Annotated in this window: 10 protein-coding genes; 7 read left to right on the plus strand and 3 right to left on the minus strand. The window is 69.0% G+C overall.

Going from position 1 to position 13,877, the window contains the following annotated elements:
- Positions 1–15 precede the first annotated feature (15 nt).
- From fadD11 to ilvA, 5 genes are read left to right on the plus strand one after another with little or no spacing between them, the layout of a single operon-like run.
- Positions 16–1,851 carry a fatty acid--CoA ligase FadD11 gene (gene fadD11 / locus A5745_RS22700; RefSeq protein WP_076119087.1) on the plus strand — a complete coding sequence of 612 codons (1,836 nt, stop codon included), beginning with the start codon at positions 16–18 and terminating at the stop codon, positions 1,849–1,851.
- A gap of 11 nt (positions 1,852–1,862) precedes the next feature.
- The gene (locus tag A5745_RS22705; RefSeq protein ID WP_139329759.1) at positions 1,863–3,743 is read left to right on the plus strand and encodes a lysophospholipid acyltransferase; all 1,881 of its coding nucleotides are present in this window, start codon (positions 1,863–1,865) and stop codon (positions 3,741–3,743) included.
- A gap of 41 nt (positions 3,744–3,784) precedes the next feature.
- A complete protein-coding gene (locus tag A5745_RS22710; RefSeq protein ID WP_076119091.1) occupies positions 3,785–4,564 on the plus strand; it encodes a DUF6065 family protein in 780 nt (259 codons plus the stop codon).
- A 23-nt stretch (positions 4,565–4,587) separates the two neighbouring features.
- Positions 4,588–5,025 (plus strand): nitroreductase family deazaflavin-dependent oxidoreductase, encoded by a 438-nt coding sequence (locus A5745_RS22715; protein WP_076119093.1) that lies wholly within the window; start codon positions 4,588–4,590, stop codon positions 5,023–5,025.
- Positions 5,026–5,068: 43 nt separating this feature from the next.
- The gene (gene ilvA / locus A5745_RS22720; RefSeq protein ID WP_076119095.1) at positions 5,069–6,361 is read left to right on the plus strand and encodes a threonine ammonia-lyase; all 1,293 of its coding nucleotides are present in this window, start codon (positions 5,069–5,071) and stop codon (positions 6,359–6,361) included.
- An 8-nt stretch (positions 6,362–6,369) separates the two neighbouring features.
- On the opposite strand, the gene A5745_RS22725 is transcribed toward ilvA, so the two are convergent.
- A complete protein-coding gene (locus A5745_RS22725; RefSeq protein ID WP_076119097.1) occupies positions 6,370–7,062 on the minus strand; it encodes a pyridoxamine 5'-phosphate oxidase family protein in 693 nt (230 codons plus the stop codon).
- Positions 7,063–7,072: 10 nt separating this feature from the next.
- On the opposite strand from A5745_RS22725, the gene A5745_RS22730 reads away from it, so the two are divergent.
- Together A5745_RS22730 and A5745_RS22735 are read left to right on the plus strand one after the other, a co-directional pair.
- Positions 7,073–8,389: an aminotransferase class I/II-fold pyridoxal phosphate-dependent enzyme gene (locus A5745_RS22730; protein ID WP_076119099.1), complete on the plus strand. Its 1,317-nt coding sequence runs from the start codon at positions 7,073–7,075 to the stop codon at positions 8,387–8,389.
- Positions 8,390–8,463: 74 nt separating this feature from the next.
- Complete coding sequence (locus A5745_RS22735) at positions 8,464–9,828, plus strand: HNH endonuclease signature motif containing protein (RefSeq protein WP_083663028.1); 1,365 nt, start codon at positions 8,464–8,466, stop codon at positions 9,826–9,828.
- Between the two features lie 3 nt (positions 9,829–9,831).
- Here A5745_RS22735 and treZ read toward each other — a convergent pair whose 3' ends face one another.
- Together treZ and treY are read right to left on the minus strand one after the other, a co-directional pair.
- Entirely contained in the window at positions 9,832–11,586 is a 1,755-nt protein-coding gene (gene treZ, locus A5745_RS22740; protein ID WP_076119103.1) for a malto-oligosyltrehalose trehalohydrolase, read from the minus strand.
- Entirely contained in the window at positions 11,579–13,876 is a 2,298-nt protein-coding gene (treY, locus tag A5745_RS22745; RefSeq protein ID WP_076119105.1) for a malto-oligosyltrehalose synthase, read from the minus strand. The genes treZ and treY overlap by 8 nt, the downstream gene beginning before the upstream one ends.
- Position 13,877: the final 1 nt, after the last annotated feature.

A 13,877-nucleotide genomic window follows, 5' to 3' on the forward strand; every position in this document is an offset into this window, starting at 1 on the left:
AAAAGGAGAACGCACATGACGACACCCGAGCGTCCGGCCACCCTGTGCGAGGCGTTCCAGCGCACCGCGTCGATCGATCCCGACGCCGTCGCGCTGCGCACGCCGGGCGACACCCAGACGTTGACGTGGCGCGAGCTGGCGAAGCAGGTGCGCAAGGTCGCCGCGGGCCTGGCGGGTCTGGGAGTTCGGCGCGGCGACACGGTCTCGCTGATGATGGCCAACCGGATCGAGTTCTATCCGCTCGAAATCGGCGCCCAACACGTCGGTGCCACTTCGTTTTCCGTGTACAACACGCTGCCCGCCGAGCAGCTCACATATCTGTTCGGCAACGCCGGCACCAAAGTCGCGATCTGCGAGGAGCAGTACGTGGACCGCATTCGCGCCAGCGGCGCGGACATCGAGCATATCGTCTGCATCGACGGTTCGCCGCCCGGCACCATCTCGGTGGACGAGCTGTATGCCGCCGCGCCAGCCGATTTCGACTTCGAGTCCACCTGGCGGGCGGTGCGGCCCGACGACGTCGCCACGCTGATCTACACCTCGGGGACCACCGGAAATCCCAAGGGCGTGGAGATGACCCACATCAATCTGCTGTTCGAGCTGTTCGCCCTTTACACCGTCCTGCCGGTCGGGTTCGGCGAGCGGGTCACGTCGTTCCTGCCGTCGGCGCACATCGCCGACAGGGTGATGGCGCTCTACGGGCTGGAGGCGTTCGGCGCCCGGGTGACGGTGATCTCCGACGTGCGGGCCATCGCCGCCGCGCTGCCCGACGCGCGGCCCACGGTGTGGGGCGCCGTGCCGCGGGTGTGGGAAAAGCTCAAGGCCGCAATCGAGTTCACCGTCGACCACGAGACCGACGAAGTCAAGCGGCAGGCGTTGCAGTGGGCGATGTCGGTGGCGGCCAAGCGCGCCGACGCCGAACTGGCCGGTCAACCCATGCCCGACGACGTCGCCGCCGAGTGGGCCAAGGCCGACGAGCTGGTGCTGTCGAAGCTGCGCGAACGGCTCGGCTTCGGCGAGCTGCGCTGGGCGGTGTCCGGCGCCGCCCCGATACCCAAGGAGACGCTGGCGTTCTTCCTCGGCATCGGCATTCCGATCGCCGAGCTGTGGGGGATGTCGGAGCTGAGTTGTGTTGCCAGCGTGAGCCATCCGAGCGTCGCCCGGCTGGGCACCGTCGGCAAGCTGCTGCCGGGGCTGGAGGGCAAGATCGCCGAGGACGGCGAGTACTTGATCCGCGGCCCGCTGGTGATGAAGGGCTACCGCAGGGAACCCGCGAAGACCGCCGAGGCGATCGACGCCGAGGGCTGGCTGCACACCGGCGACATCCTCGAGGTCGACGACGACGGCTACCTGCGCATCGTGGACCGCAAGAAGGAGTTGATCATCAACGCGGCCGGAAAGAACATGTCCCCGGCCAACATTGAGAACGCCATCCTGGCCGCCTGCCCGATGGTCGGCGCGATGATCACGATCGGCGACGGGCGGCCGTACAACGCCGCGCTGATGGTCTTCGACGCCGAATCGGTCGGCCCGTACGCCGCTCAGCATGGGCTTTCCGACGCCTCGCCCGAAGCCCTGGCGGCCCACCCGGAGGTCATCGCCCGGATCGCCGCCGGGGTGGCCGCGGGCAACGCCAAACTTTCGCGGGTCGAACAGATCAAGCGCTTCCGGGTGCTGCCGACGTTGTGGGAGCCCGGCGGTGACGAGATCACGCTGACGATGAAGCTGAAGCGCAAGCCGATCATGGCCAAGTACGCCGCCGAGATCGAGGAACTGTACGCACCCGACCCACCTCCGGAGGTCCACGAGCCCCGCGATCCCTCCGTGGCCGCAACGGTGCAACCGGCGTGAGCGGGGGACGGATGGCGACGGCTCGCGAGCTCGGCCGCGTCGGAGCGCGAAAGGTGTTGCAACGCACTGGAATACTCGAAGAATCGGCGACGCCGTTGTCGACGGATGTGGCCGAGGTCGTTCAGCTGTTGGCCGCGCCGTGGTATGTCGAGCGGCTCGACAAGCTGGCCGACGAACTCGGCCGCGACCCGGCCGGTGTGCGCGCCGAGGCCGCGGGCTACCTGCGCGAGATGTCGGCCTCGCTGGACGAGCGGGCGGTGAGTGCCTGGCGCGGATTCGGTCGGTGGCTGATGCGGGCCTACGACGTTCTCGTCGACGAGGATCAGATCGCGGCGCTGCGCAAGCTGGATCGCAAAGCGACTCTGGCGTTTGCGTTTTCGCATCGCTCCTATCTCGACGGAACGCTGCTGCCGGAGATGATCCAGGCCAACCGGCTCTCGCCCGCGCTGACCTTCGGCGGCGCGAACCTCAACTTCTTTCCGATGGGCGCCTGGGCCAAACGCACCGGGACGATCTTCATCCGGCGCCAGACCAAAGACATTCCCGTCTACCGGTTCGTGCTGCGCGCCTACACCGCGCAGCTTGTGCAGAACCACGCCAACCTGACCTGGTCGATCGAAGGCGGCCGGACCCGGACCGGCAAGCTGCGGCCCCCGGTGTTCGGAATCCTGCGCTACATCAGCGACGCGGTCGACGAAATCGACGGCCCCGAGGTGTATTTGGTGCCGACCTCCATCGTGTATGACCAGCTGCACGAGGTGGAGGCCATGACCACCGAGGCCTATGGCGCGACGAAGCGGCCTGAGGACTTCCGCTTCCTGATCCGGCTGGCCCGGCAGCAAGGGGAGCGGCTGGGCCGCGCCTACCTGGATTTCGGCGAACCGCTGCCGCTGCGCAAGCGCCTGGAGGAATTGCGCGCCGAGGAATCCGGCGCCGGGACGGAGATCGAACGGATCGCGCTGGACGTCGAGCACCGGATCAACCGCGCCACGCCGGTCACGCCCACCGCGGTGGTGAGCCTCGCCCTGCTGGGTGCGGACCGCTCGCTGTCCATCAGCGAGGTGCTGGCCACCGTGCGGCCCCTGGCGAGCTACATCGCGGCGCGGAACTGGGCGGTGGCCGGCGCCGCGGACCTGACGAACCGCTCCACGATCCGGTGGACCCTGCACCAACTGGTGGCCTCCGGCGTCGTCAGCGTCTATGACGCGGGCACCGAACCGGTCTGGGGCATCGGCGAGGACCAGCACCTGGTCGCGGCGTTCTACCGCAACACCGCCATCCACATCCTCGTCGACCGCGCCATCGCCGAGACCGCGCTGCTGGCCGCTTGTGAAACTTCGGGGGAAATGTCGGAAGACGGCTTGGTCGCACCGGCCTCCGTGCGCGACGAGGCGCTGAGCCTTCGCGAGCTGCTCAAGTTCGAGTTCTTGTTCTCGGCCCGCGCGCAGTTCGAGAAGGACCTCGCCGACGAGGTACGGCTGATCGGGCCGGTGGAAGACACCACCAAGCCCGCGAGCGCGGCCCAGGTGCGGCGGCTGCTGGAGCGGGCGGACCTGCTGCTCGCACATCTGGTGCTGCGCCCCTTCCTGGACGCGTACCACATCGTCGCCGACCGGCTGGCCTCCCACGAGGACGAGTCGTTCGACGAGCAGGCGTTCCTCACCGAGTGCCTCGAGGTGGGCAAGCAGTGGGAGCTGCAGCGCCGCATCGCCAGCGCCGAGTCGAGGTCGATGGAGTTGTTCAAGACCGCGTTGCGCCTGGCGCGGCATCGCGAGTTGGTGGACGGCTTCGAATACCCGGACATCGCCGAGCGGCGGCGGCAGTTCGCCGACGAGATCGCGACGGCCATCCGGCGGGTCAATGCCATCGCCGAGCTGGCCAGGACCCGCTAAGGAGCCCTCCGCGCTAAACTGCGCGTGCTTGTAGGGGAGGGATTCCAACGTCTGACAAGTCCGACGCGCAGGGCCGCCCGCTGATCGGGTTCATCACCCGGGACAACACACCCCCGATCGGCCCGGCGCCGATCACCCGGACGTGGATGTCGGAGATGTCGGAGCAGCGGATCGGTTGGCCCAGCCGGTGTCTGCCCATGCTCATCGCCAACCAGAGCGGTTGGGAGCTGCGCAATCCGTGCGCGTTCACCGCCACCTGGATGGATCAGGGCGGCGTGGACGTGCTGGTCGCACCCGATAGTCGCGAGCCCGGCCAGTTCCTGCCGTCCAGTCATTTCGGTAACGGCATCCTGACCTGGCATCTGCCCATGCTGTTTCGCACTCCGCCCGGCTATAACCTGTTGGTCCGCGGGCCGGCGAACTATCCGAAGGACGCCGTGTCCCCGTTGGAGGGCGTCGTCGAAACCGACTGGGCGAGTGCGAGTTTCAGCATGAGCTGGAAATTCACCCGCAAGCTGATGCCGGTCCGGTTCGAGGTCGACGAGCCGATCGGCATGATCGTTCCGCAGCGCCGCGCCGAGCTGGAGGAATTCGCCCCGGAGCTTCGGCACATCGAGTCCGACGAGGAGCTGCGGCGCAAGCACGAGCTCTTCCTTCGCTCCCGCGACGACGCGGGGCGAATCCAGGCGGAGGCGGACGTCGCCGCGGGCGAGCGACTGAATTGGGAAGGCGACTACACGAAGGGCCGGCACCGCGACGGCGAGGCCGGCGCACCGGATCACCAGACCCGGCGTCATTTGCGTCCCTTCGTTCAGCCGTAATGTTCAGCCGTAAGGTGAGGGACATGCCGCTTTCAGGTGAATACGCACCCAGCCCATGGGATTGGTCCCGCGAACAAGCCGACAAGTACGCCGAATCCGGCGGACAGGACGCGGCGGACATGAAGGGCAAGCCCATCATTCTGCTGACCACCGTCGGAGCCAAGACCGGCAAACTCCGCAAGACCCCGTTGATGCGGGTCGAGCACAACGGCGAGTACGCCGTCGTCGCGTCGCTCGGCGGGGCCCCGAAGAACCCGGTCTGGTACCACAACATCGTCAAGAACCCGCGCGTCGAGCTGCAGGACGGCGCCGTCACCCGCGACTACGACGCCCGCGAGGTGTTCGGCGAGGAAAAAGCCACCTGGTGGAAGCGTGCCGTCGAGGCCTGGCCCGACTACGCCGAGTACCAGAAAAAGACCGACCGCCAGATTCCGGTGTTCGTGCTGACGCCGGTGAATTGAGCCGCTTTCGCAGGTTGAGGGCGCGACATGGCACGATTGACCGGTGTCCGCTGAACTGAGTCAGAGCCCGAGCGAGTCGCCGCTGTCCGCGGCCGACATCGACGCCGCGGCCAAGCGGATCGCGCCGGTGGTCACGCCCACCCCGTTGCAGCGCAGTGATCGGCTCTCGGCGATCACTGGCGCGCAGGTCTACCTGAAGCGCGAAGACCTGCAAACCGTGCGCTCCTACAAGCTGCGCGGCGCCTACAACCTGCTGGTGCAGCTGTCCGCCGAGGAGACGGCGGCCGGCGTGGTGTGCTCGTCGGCGGGTAACCACGCGCAGGGCTTCGCATACGCGTGCCGGGCGCTAGGTGTGCGCGGCCGCGTCTACGTCCCGGCGAAGACGCCCCGGCAAAAGCTGGACCGGATCCGCTACCACGGCGGGGAGTTCATCGAGCTGATCATCGGGGGCCGGACCTACGACCTGGCCGCCGAGGCGGCACTGGCCGACGTGGAGAGCACCGGCGCCACGCTGGTGCCGCCGTACGACGATCTGCGCACTATCGCCGGCCAGGGCACCATCGCCGTCGAGCTGCTTTCGCAACTCGACACATTTGGTGTTGGGGAGCCCGACCTGGTGGTGGTCCCGGTCGGCGGCGGCGGTTGCATCGCGGGCATCACCACATACCTGGCCGAGCGGACGGCGAACACCGCGGTGTTGGGCATCGAGCCCGCCGGCGCCGCCGCGATGATGGCCGCGCTGGCCGCCGGCGAGCCGGTGACGCTGGACCACGTCGACCAGTTCGTCGACGGCGCCGCGGTCAAGCGGGCGGGAACGCTCACCTACGCCGCGCTGGCCGCCGCCGGCGACATGGTGTCGATCACGACGGTCGACGAGGGTGCGGTGTGCACCGCGATGCTCGACCTCTATCAGAACGAGGGCATCATCGCCGAGCCGGCCGGCGCCCTGTCGGTGGCGGGCCTGCTGGAAGCCGACGTCGAGCCGGGCTCCACGGTGGTGTGCCTGATCTCGGGCGGCAACAACGACGTCTCGCGCTACGGCGAGGTGCTCGAGCGCTCGCTGGTGCACCTCGGCCTCAAGCACTACTTCCTGGTCGACTTCCCGCAGGAGCCCGGGGCGCTGCGCCGGTTCCTCGACGAGGTGCTCGGGCCCAACGACGACATCACCTTGTTCGAGTACGTCAAGCGCAACAACCGCGAGACCGGTGAGGCGCTGGTCGGCATCCAGCTGGGCTCGTCTGCGGACCTCGACGGCCTGCTGGCCCGGATTCGGGCGACCGACATCCACGTCGAAACCCTCCAGCCCGATTCGCCCGCATACCGATACCTGCTGTAGACCGGCGGCTAGCGCGAGTAGGCCGCCAGGTACGGCGGCACCGGGGTAGCGGGATCAAGGTCGTCGTCCGGAACCGGCTTTCCGGCCGACAGGCTCAGCGGCAGCACTCCGGCCCAGTGCGGCAGCGTCAAATCCTCCGGCTCGTCGGCGGGCCCGCCGCTGCGCACTTTGGCGGACACCTCGACGAGGTCGAGCGCGAGCACCGAGGTCGCGGCGAGCTCGCGCGCGTTCGGGGGCCTGCAGTCCGCGGCGCGCCCCGGCGCGATGTGATCGAGTAGCGATGCCAGCGCCCGCCGCTTCTCCTCCGGATCGTCGACCACCCGCGCATCGCCCATCACGACGACCGAGCGATACATGAGTGAGTGGTGTAGCGCCGAGCGGGCCAGCACCAGCCCGTCGACGAGCGTGGCGGTGACGCAGACGGGCAGCCCCGACGATCCATTGACCGCTATGGCGGCCAGCATGGGGCCGCTGCCGGTGGAACCGTGCAGGTAGAGGGTTTCGCCGTGGCGGGCATGCGTCGTGGGCAAGACCACCGGCCGCCCGGCGCTGAGGTAGCCGAGGTGACAGATCAGGGACTCGTCCAGGATCCGGTGCACGGTGTCGCGGTCGTAGCGGGCGCGTTCCCGGTAGCGGGTGGGCGTGGTGCGCGGGGTGGGGCTGTAGTCCAATGGATTGCCTCTGCAATTGTAATAGTACATAATATCAACTGTGCCAGTGCAATACAGCATAGCGGGGTCGGGCGCGGAATCCATAGCCGCCGACGTGGAAGAGGCGATCTCGACGGGCAGGTTGACGCCCGGCGACGCCCTGCCGCCGATCCGGGACCTGGCCGCCCGGCTCGGTGTGAACCCGAATACCGCCGCCGCGGCCTACCGACTGCTGCGCGATCGTGGTGCCGTCGAGACCGCGGGCCGGCGTGGCACGCGGGTGCGCCACCGCCCCGCAACCACCCCGCGCTCCCTGCTCGGGCTCGACGTTCCCGCCGGGGTCCGCGATCTGTCGACCGGCAACCCGGACCCCGACCTGCTGCCCATCGCGGCGGCCCCCGCTCCCGTCGTCCGGCCGGTGCTCTACGGCGAGCCGGCGATGTCGCCCGATCTGGTCGACCACGCCCGCGCGGCGTTGGGCGCCGACGGCGTTCCGGCCGAACATCTCGCCGTGACCAGCGGTGCGCTGGACGGCATCGAGCGCGCGCTGACCGCGCACCTGCGCCCGGGCGACCGGGTGGCCGTCGAGGATCCCGGCTGGGCCAACCTGTTGGATCTGCTTGCGGCGCTGGGGCTTTCAGCCGAGCCGATGCGGGTCGACGACGACGGGCCGCTGGTCGCCGACGTCGCCCGGGCGCTGGATCGTGGATTGCGCGCGCTGGTGCTCACCAATCGTGCGCAGAACCCGACGGGCGCGGCGCTATCGGCGGATCGCGCGGACGCGCTGCGCGGCGTGCTGGCCGACCGATCCGACACCCTGCTGGTCGAGGACGATCATTGCGCCGGCATCTCCGGCGCCCCGCTGCACACCCTGGCCGGGTCGACCACTCGGTGGGCCTTCGTGCGCTCGGCCTCCAAGGCGTACGGCCCTGACCTACGGGTAGCCGTCCTGGCCGGCGACCACCGCACCGTCGAGCGGGTACACGGCCGGCTGCGGCTCGGGCCCGGCTGGGTAAGCCACATTCTGCAGGGGATGGCGGTCGGCCTGTGGTCGGACGAGGCCGCGACCCGGCTCATTGGCGAGGCCGAACGGCGATACGCGTCCACGCGCACGCGCTTGCGCACCGCCCTGGCCGAGCGGGGGGTCACCGCTTTCGGCCGGTCCGGGCTGAACGTGTGGATCCCGGTCCCGGACGAGACCGTCGCGATCACCGGGCTGCTGGGCGCGGGCTGGGCGGCGGCGCCGGGCACGCGGTTTCGCATTCGCACCGGGCCGGGCATGCGCATCACGATCGCGGACCTGGGTGCCGACGAGATCGAACCGCTTGCCGACGCCGTCGCCGCGGCGGTGCGTGGAACCGGACGGTCCAGTGTGTAATCCCTTGTGCCACTTTCGCTTCAGTGGTCACAAAGCGGGGAATCTTGTCGGTGGGGCTTCGTAGTGTTTGGGGCATGGGTTCGAGTAGTCGCGAGGAGATCGTCGAGGTCTTCGACGCGCTCAAGACCGACCTGGAGCGTCTGGGCAAGTTGTCTTTTGACGTGTTGACCACCCCGGAACGATTGCGGGCCCTGGAAAGCCTCGAATCGGCGGCCCGCCGGCTGCGTGCCCCGCAGCACACCTTGATCAATCAGCTTGGCGCCCAAGCCGGTCCGGAAGAATTGGGTGGCCCGCTGCGCTCGGCGCTGGCCGACCGGCTGCGCATCACGAAGGCCGAGGCGGCGCGGCGCATCGCCGAAGCCCAAGATCTCGGGCCGCGGCGGGCGCTGACCGGGGAGCCGTTGGCGCCGCGATTGAGCGCGACCGCGACCGCTCAGCGCCAGGGGCGCATCGGTGACGGGCATGTGAAGGTGATCCGCGACTTCTTCGCCCATCTGCCCGCCGAGGTGGATCTGTGCACCCGCGAGGCCGCCGAGGCCGATTTGGCCGAGCAGGCCAGCCACTATCGCCCCGATGAGTTAGCGAAATACGCGCAGCGGATCATGGATTGGCTGCACCCCGACGGGGAGTTCAGCGACGCCGAACGCGCCCGCAAGCGCGGCATCACCTTGGGCAGGCAGGAATTCGACGGCATGTCACGCCTGAGCGGCCTGGTGACACCGGAGTTGCGGGCGGCGATCGAGGCCATGTTGGCCAAGCTGGCCGCCCCGGGCGCCTGCAACCCTGACGACGACACCCCGGTGGTCGACGATGCACCCGATGAGGATGCGGTACGCCGCGATACCCGATCCCAAGCACAGCGCAACCACGACGCATTCCTGGCCGGACTGCGCGCCCTGTTCGCCTCGGGCGAGTTGGGTCAGCACAACGGGCTGCCGGTGTCGATCGTGGTGACGACCACGCTGCAGGATCTGGAGGCCGCCGCCGGCAAGGCGCTCACCGGTGGGGGAACGTTGGTGCCGATGTCGGACGTGATCCGCATGGCCGGCCACGCCCATCACTATCTGGCGATTTTCGACCGGGCCAAGCCGCTGGCGCTGCATCACACCAAACGGTTGGCCTCCCCCGCGCAGCGAATCATGCTCTACGCCAGGGATCGTGGGTGCACGAGGCCGGGCTGCGACGCACCGGCCTACCACAGCCAGGTGCATCATGTCCGCGGCTGGGCCAGAACGCGCCGCACCGACATCGATGACCTCACCTTGGCCTGCGGCCCCGATAACCGGCTCGTCGAAAAGGGCTGGACCACCCGCACCAACGCACGAGGCCACACCGAGTGGATACCGCCGCCGCACTTAGATCGCGGCCAGCCCAGAACCAACGCGTTTCATCACCCCGAACGATTCCTGCGTGGCCAAGACGACGACGAACCCGTTTGACGGCTACCCGGCGACCCGCAGAATGGCAAACGAATGCGCCGGCAGCTCTGTGGTTTCCCCACCGACCGTCGGCTCACCCCACGCCAGCACGACGTCACCGGTTAGCGGTACCGTCACCGGCTCGGCACCCAGGTTGCATGCGATGCGTAACCGGCCGCGGCGCAACACAATCCAGGCCTGCTCCTCGTCGTAGTCGACGGCGAGGTGATCCAGCCAGGGATCGGCCAGGTCGGGCTCGGTGCGGCGCAGGGCGATCAGGTCGCGATAGAGGCGCAGCAAGCGGGCATGCTCGCCGGAGCCGGCCTCGTCCCAATTCACCTTCGAGCGCAGAAACGTCTGCGGGTCCTGGGGGTCGGGTATCTCCCCTTTCGTCGAGGCGTCCCAGCCGTGTTCCGCGAACTCGGCTTTACGGCCCTCCGCGGTGGCCCGGGCCAGCTCCGGTTCGGGGTGTGAACTGAAAAACTGGAACGGCGTCGACGCGCCCCATTCCTCGCCCATGAAAAGCATTGCGGTGTAGGGAGACCCGAGCACCAGGGCCGCCTTGATGGCCAGCTGGCCGCCGGTGAGTCGCTGTGACGGGCGATCGCCGAGCGCGCGGTTGCCCACCTGATCGTGGGTGCAGGTATAGGCGAGCAGCCTGGTCGCGGGGATGCCGGACGCCTCAGAGGTGTCCAGCGGCCGCCCGTGGCGGCGCCGGCGGAACGACGAGTAGGTGCCGGCGTGGAAGTACCCGTGGCGCAGGGTTTCTGCCAGCGTGGCCAGCGAGCCGAAGTCGGCGTAGTAGCCCTGCCGCTCGCCGGATACCGCGGTGTGGATCGCATGGTGGATATCGTCATTCCATTGCGCGGTGATGCCGTATCCGTTGCGGTCGCGGGGCGTGATCAGGCGCGGGTCGTTGAGATCGCTTTCGGCGACGAGCGACAGGGGGCGGCCCAGCTGCCTTGCCAGCCAGTCGGTTTCGGTGGCGAGTTCCTCGAGGATATGGACGGCCGTGGTGTCCACCAGCGCGTGCACCGCGTCGAGCCGCAGGCCGTCGGCATGGAAGTCGCGCATCCAGCGCAGCGCGCATCCGATGATGTAGCGGCGCACCTCGTCGGAGTCGGCGTCGGCGATGTTGATGCCTTCTCCCCACGGGTTGCTCGCGGACGAGAGATAGGGGCCGAAGCGGGGCAGGTAGTTGCCCGACGGGCCGAAGTGGTTGAACACCGCGTCGATCAACACCCCCAGACCGCGGGCATGGCAGGCGTCGACGAAGCGCACCAGGCCGTCGGGCCCGCCGTAGGGTTCGTGCACGCTGTACCACAACACGCCGTCGTAGCCCCAGCCGTGCGTGCCGGCAAAGGAATTGACGGGCATCAGCTCGACGAAGTCGACACCGAGATCGGCGAGGTAGTCCAGCCTTTCGGCGGCGGAGTCGAAGGTGCCGTCGCGGGTGAAGGTGCCGAGGTGCAGCTCGTAGATCACCGCGCCTTCAACGGAACGGCCGGGCCAGGCGTCGTCGGTCCAGGCCGCGGCCGAAGCGTCCCACAGCTGAGAGCGTGCGTGCACCCCGTCCGGTTGGCGAGGGGATCGCGGGTCGGGCAGGACGGTTGGGTCGTCGTCGAGCACGAATCCGTACCTGGCGTCCGGCGCGGTATCGACCGACGTGTGCCACCAGCCGTCACCCGAGCGCGTCATCGCATGCGCCTCGCCGTCTGGGCCGTTTAGGTCGAGGCGCACCTCCTTCGGTGTGGGCGCCCAGACGCGGAATTCAGTCATGATGGCGCTCCAGCAGGACGACGGGCAGGTCCGCGAACAATTCGGCGGCCGACGTCGGGCCGTCTGCAACGGCGCCGGTAAGCCTGTCGGTCCATGTCCCATCGGGCAGCGGCAGCACGGTGTTGCCCCAACCTTTTTCGGCCAGCCGCACGGTCCAGCGGGTCACTGCGACCAGAATGTCCTCGCCCCGGCGGAAGGCCAGCACGTGCTCGTTGGCATCCCCGTCGGCCAGGACTGGAATGTATCGGCCGCCGACAAAGCTGTCGGGACGGGAACGCCGCAGCCGAAGCGCCGTGGTGACTACGCGCATCTTCGGGTGCCGCAACTCTCTCAGCGCGTCCCTGCGGGCTGCGTAGTCGACCGCGCGGCGGTTGTCCGGATCCACCAGGCTGTCGTCCCACAGCTCGGTGCCCTGGTAGATGTCGGGGACGCCGGACGCCGTCAGGGCGAGCAGCTTCTGACCCAGTGCGTCACTCGCGGCGTGCGGATTGAGTTGGGCGACAAGCTCGGTCAGCGCGGGCGCCACGGGCCCGTCGAGCACGGTGTCCAGCCAGCGGTGCACCGCCTCCTCGAAGGCGGGGTCCGGCTCGTTCCACGAGGTGTGCAGGCCGGCCTCCCGGATCGCCTTCTCGGCGTACCCGTGCAGCCGACCGCGCAGGTCGTTGGTGACCTCGCCGCTCACCGGCCAGACGCCGAAGATGTTCTGCCACAGGAATCGTCCGGTCGTGGGTTCCGGGGAGGGGGCCTCGATTTCCCAGCGGGCAAGGAACTCGGTCCACAGCGACGGCACCTGCGAGAGCACGCCGATGCGGGCCCGCACGTCCTCGCCGCGCTTGGTGTCGTGAGTGGTCAGCGTGGTCATCGCGCGTGGCCACATCCTGGCGCGGGTGGCGGCGCGGTGGTGGAATTCGGCGGCGCTCACGCCGAACCGGCGCGGCTCGCCGCCCACCTCGTTCAGCGACACCAGCCGGGCGTCGCGGTAGAACAGGCAGTCCTCGCTGGCCTTGGCGGTCACCGCTCCGCACAGCTGCTGCAGGCGGGTGGCGGGTTCGCCGCCAGCGGCCAGCGCGGCGGCGATCACCTGCAGCGCTGGCCCCAATTGCGGTGCCGCCGCCTGGGTTTCGGCCAGCGCGGTGGGCAGGACCGCGGCCAGGCCGGGGTAATCGCAGCGGTACACCCCGATGTGGCTGAGCAGGCTAGCCACCGCCTCGGGCAGCAGCGGATGATCGGTTCCGGCCGCGGCCGCGATGGACCGCCGCAGCCTATCCAGTTCGCTGGCCAGGGTGTCGGTGGCCGCATGGATCTTGAGGTCGCGCAACAGTTCCGGCATCGCGCGATAGTCGGTGCCGGCCGATTCGACCAGCGCGGTCAGAGCAGGCGCTCCGGCCGGGTCGATGAAGACCCCGCCCACCTCACGCAGGGCGTCGTAGCCGGTGGTGCCGGCCACCGGCAGCGTGGGCTCCAGCGCCTCGTCGACGGCGAGAATCTTTTCGATCACGATCCAGGCGTCCGGGCCGACGAGGTCGCGCAGCCACGCCAAATATCCACACGGATCGGACAATCCGTCGGGATGGTCGATGCGCACGCCGTCGATCAGACCCTCGTCGAACCAGCGGGCGACTTCGGCGTGGCTGGCCTCGAACACCGCGCGGTCTTCCTGCCGCAGCCCGGCCAGCGACGTGATCGAAAAGAAGCGGCGATACCCGCAGACCCCGTTTCGCCAGCCGACCAACCGGTAGTTCTGGCGATCGTGCACCTCCGGTCCGGTGCCCTCCCCGGTGCCGGGAGCGATGGGCAAGGCCAGCTCGCCCAGCCGCAGCAGCTCCCTGTCGACGGTCAGGTCGCCGGTATCGTCGTCGGAACCCAACAGCGGCAAGACGATTCGCCCGTCGTCTACGTCCCAGTCGATGTCGAAGAATGCCGCGTACGGTGAGGACCGGCCGTGCCGCAGCACGTCCCACCACCACGCGTTCTGCTCGGGTCTGTCGATGCCGACGTGGTTGGGCACGATGTCGACGACCAGGCCCATGCCGCGCGCGCGGGCCGCCGCCGACAGCCGCGCCAGGCCCTCGGGGCCGCCCAGCTCCGGCGACACGGTCGTCGGGTCGGTGACGTCGTATCCATGGCTGGACCCCCGGGTCGCGGTCAGGATGGGCGACAGGTACAGATGCGAGACACCGAGGTCGTCGAGGTAATCCAGCAGGTTCTCGGCGTCGGCGAAGGTGAACCCGAATCCGCTGGACTCACCACGCAGCTGTAACCGGTAGGTCGCCCGGACCGGAAAAGCCATG

Origin of the sequence: Mycobacterium sp. IS-2888 (assembly GCF_001954215.1) — a bacterium.
In the GTDB taxonomy this organism is placed as follows: domain Bacteria; phylum Actinomycetota; class Actinomycetes; order Mycobacteriales; family Mycobacteriaceae; genus Mycobacterium.

Coding starts and splice junctions, on each gene's coding strand:
- treY (WP_076119105.1), bottom strand. CDS start 13,876: ATGGCTTTTCCGGTCCGGGCGACCTACCGGTTACAGCTGCGTGGTGAG.
- fadD11 (WP_076119087.1), top strand. CDS start 16: ATGACGACACCCGAGCGTCCGGCCACCCTGTGCGAGGCGTTCCAGCGC.
- A5745_RS22705 (WP_139329759.1), top strand. CDS start 1,863: ATGGCGACGGCTCGCGAGCTCGGCCGCGTCGGAGCGCGAAAGGTGTTG.
- A5745_RS22715 (WP_076119093.1), top strand. CDS start 4,588: ATGCCGCTTTCAGGTGAATACGCACCCAGCCCATGGGATTGGTCCCGC.
- treZ (WP_076119103.1), bottom strand. CDS start 11,586: ATGACTGAATTCCGCGTCTGGGCGCCCACACCGAAGGAGGTGCGCCTC.
- A5745_RS22735 (WP_083663028.1), top strand. CDS start 8,464: ATGGGTTCGAGTAGTCGCGAGGAGATCGTCGAGGTCTTCGACGCGCTC.
- A5745_RS22725 (WP_076119097.1), bottom strand. CDS start 7,062: ATGTACTATTACAATTGCAGAGGCAATCCATTGGACTACAGCCCCACC.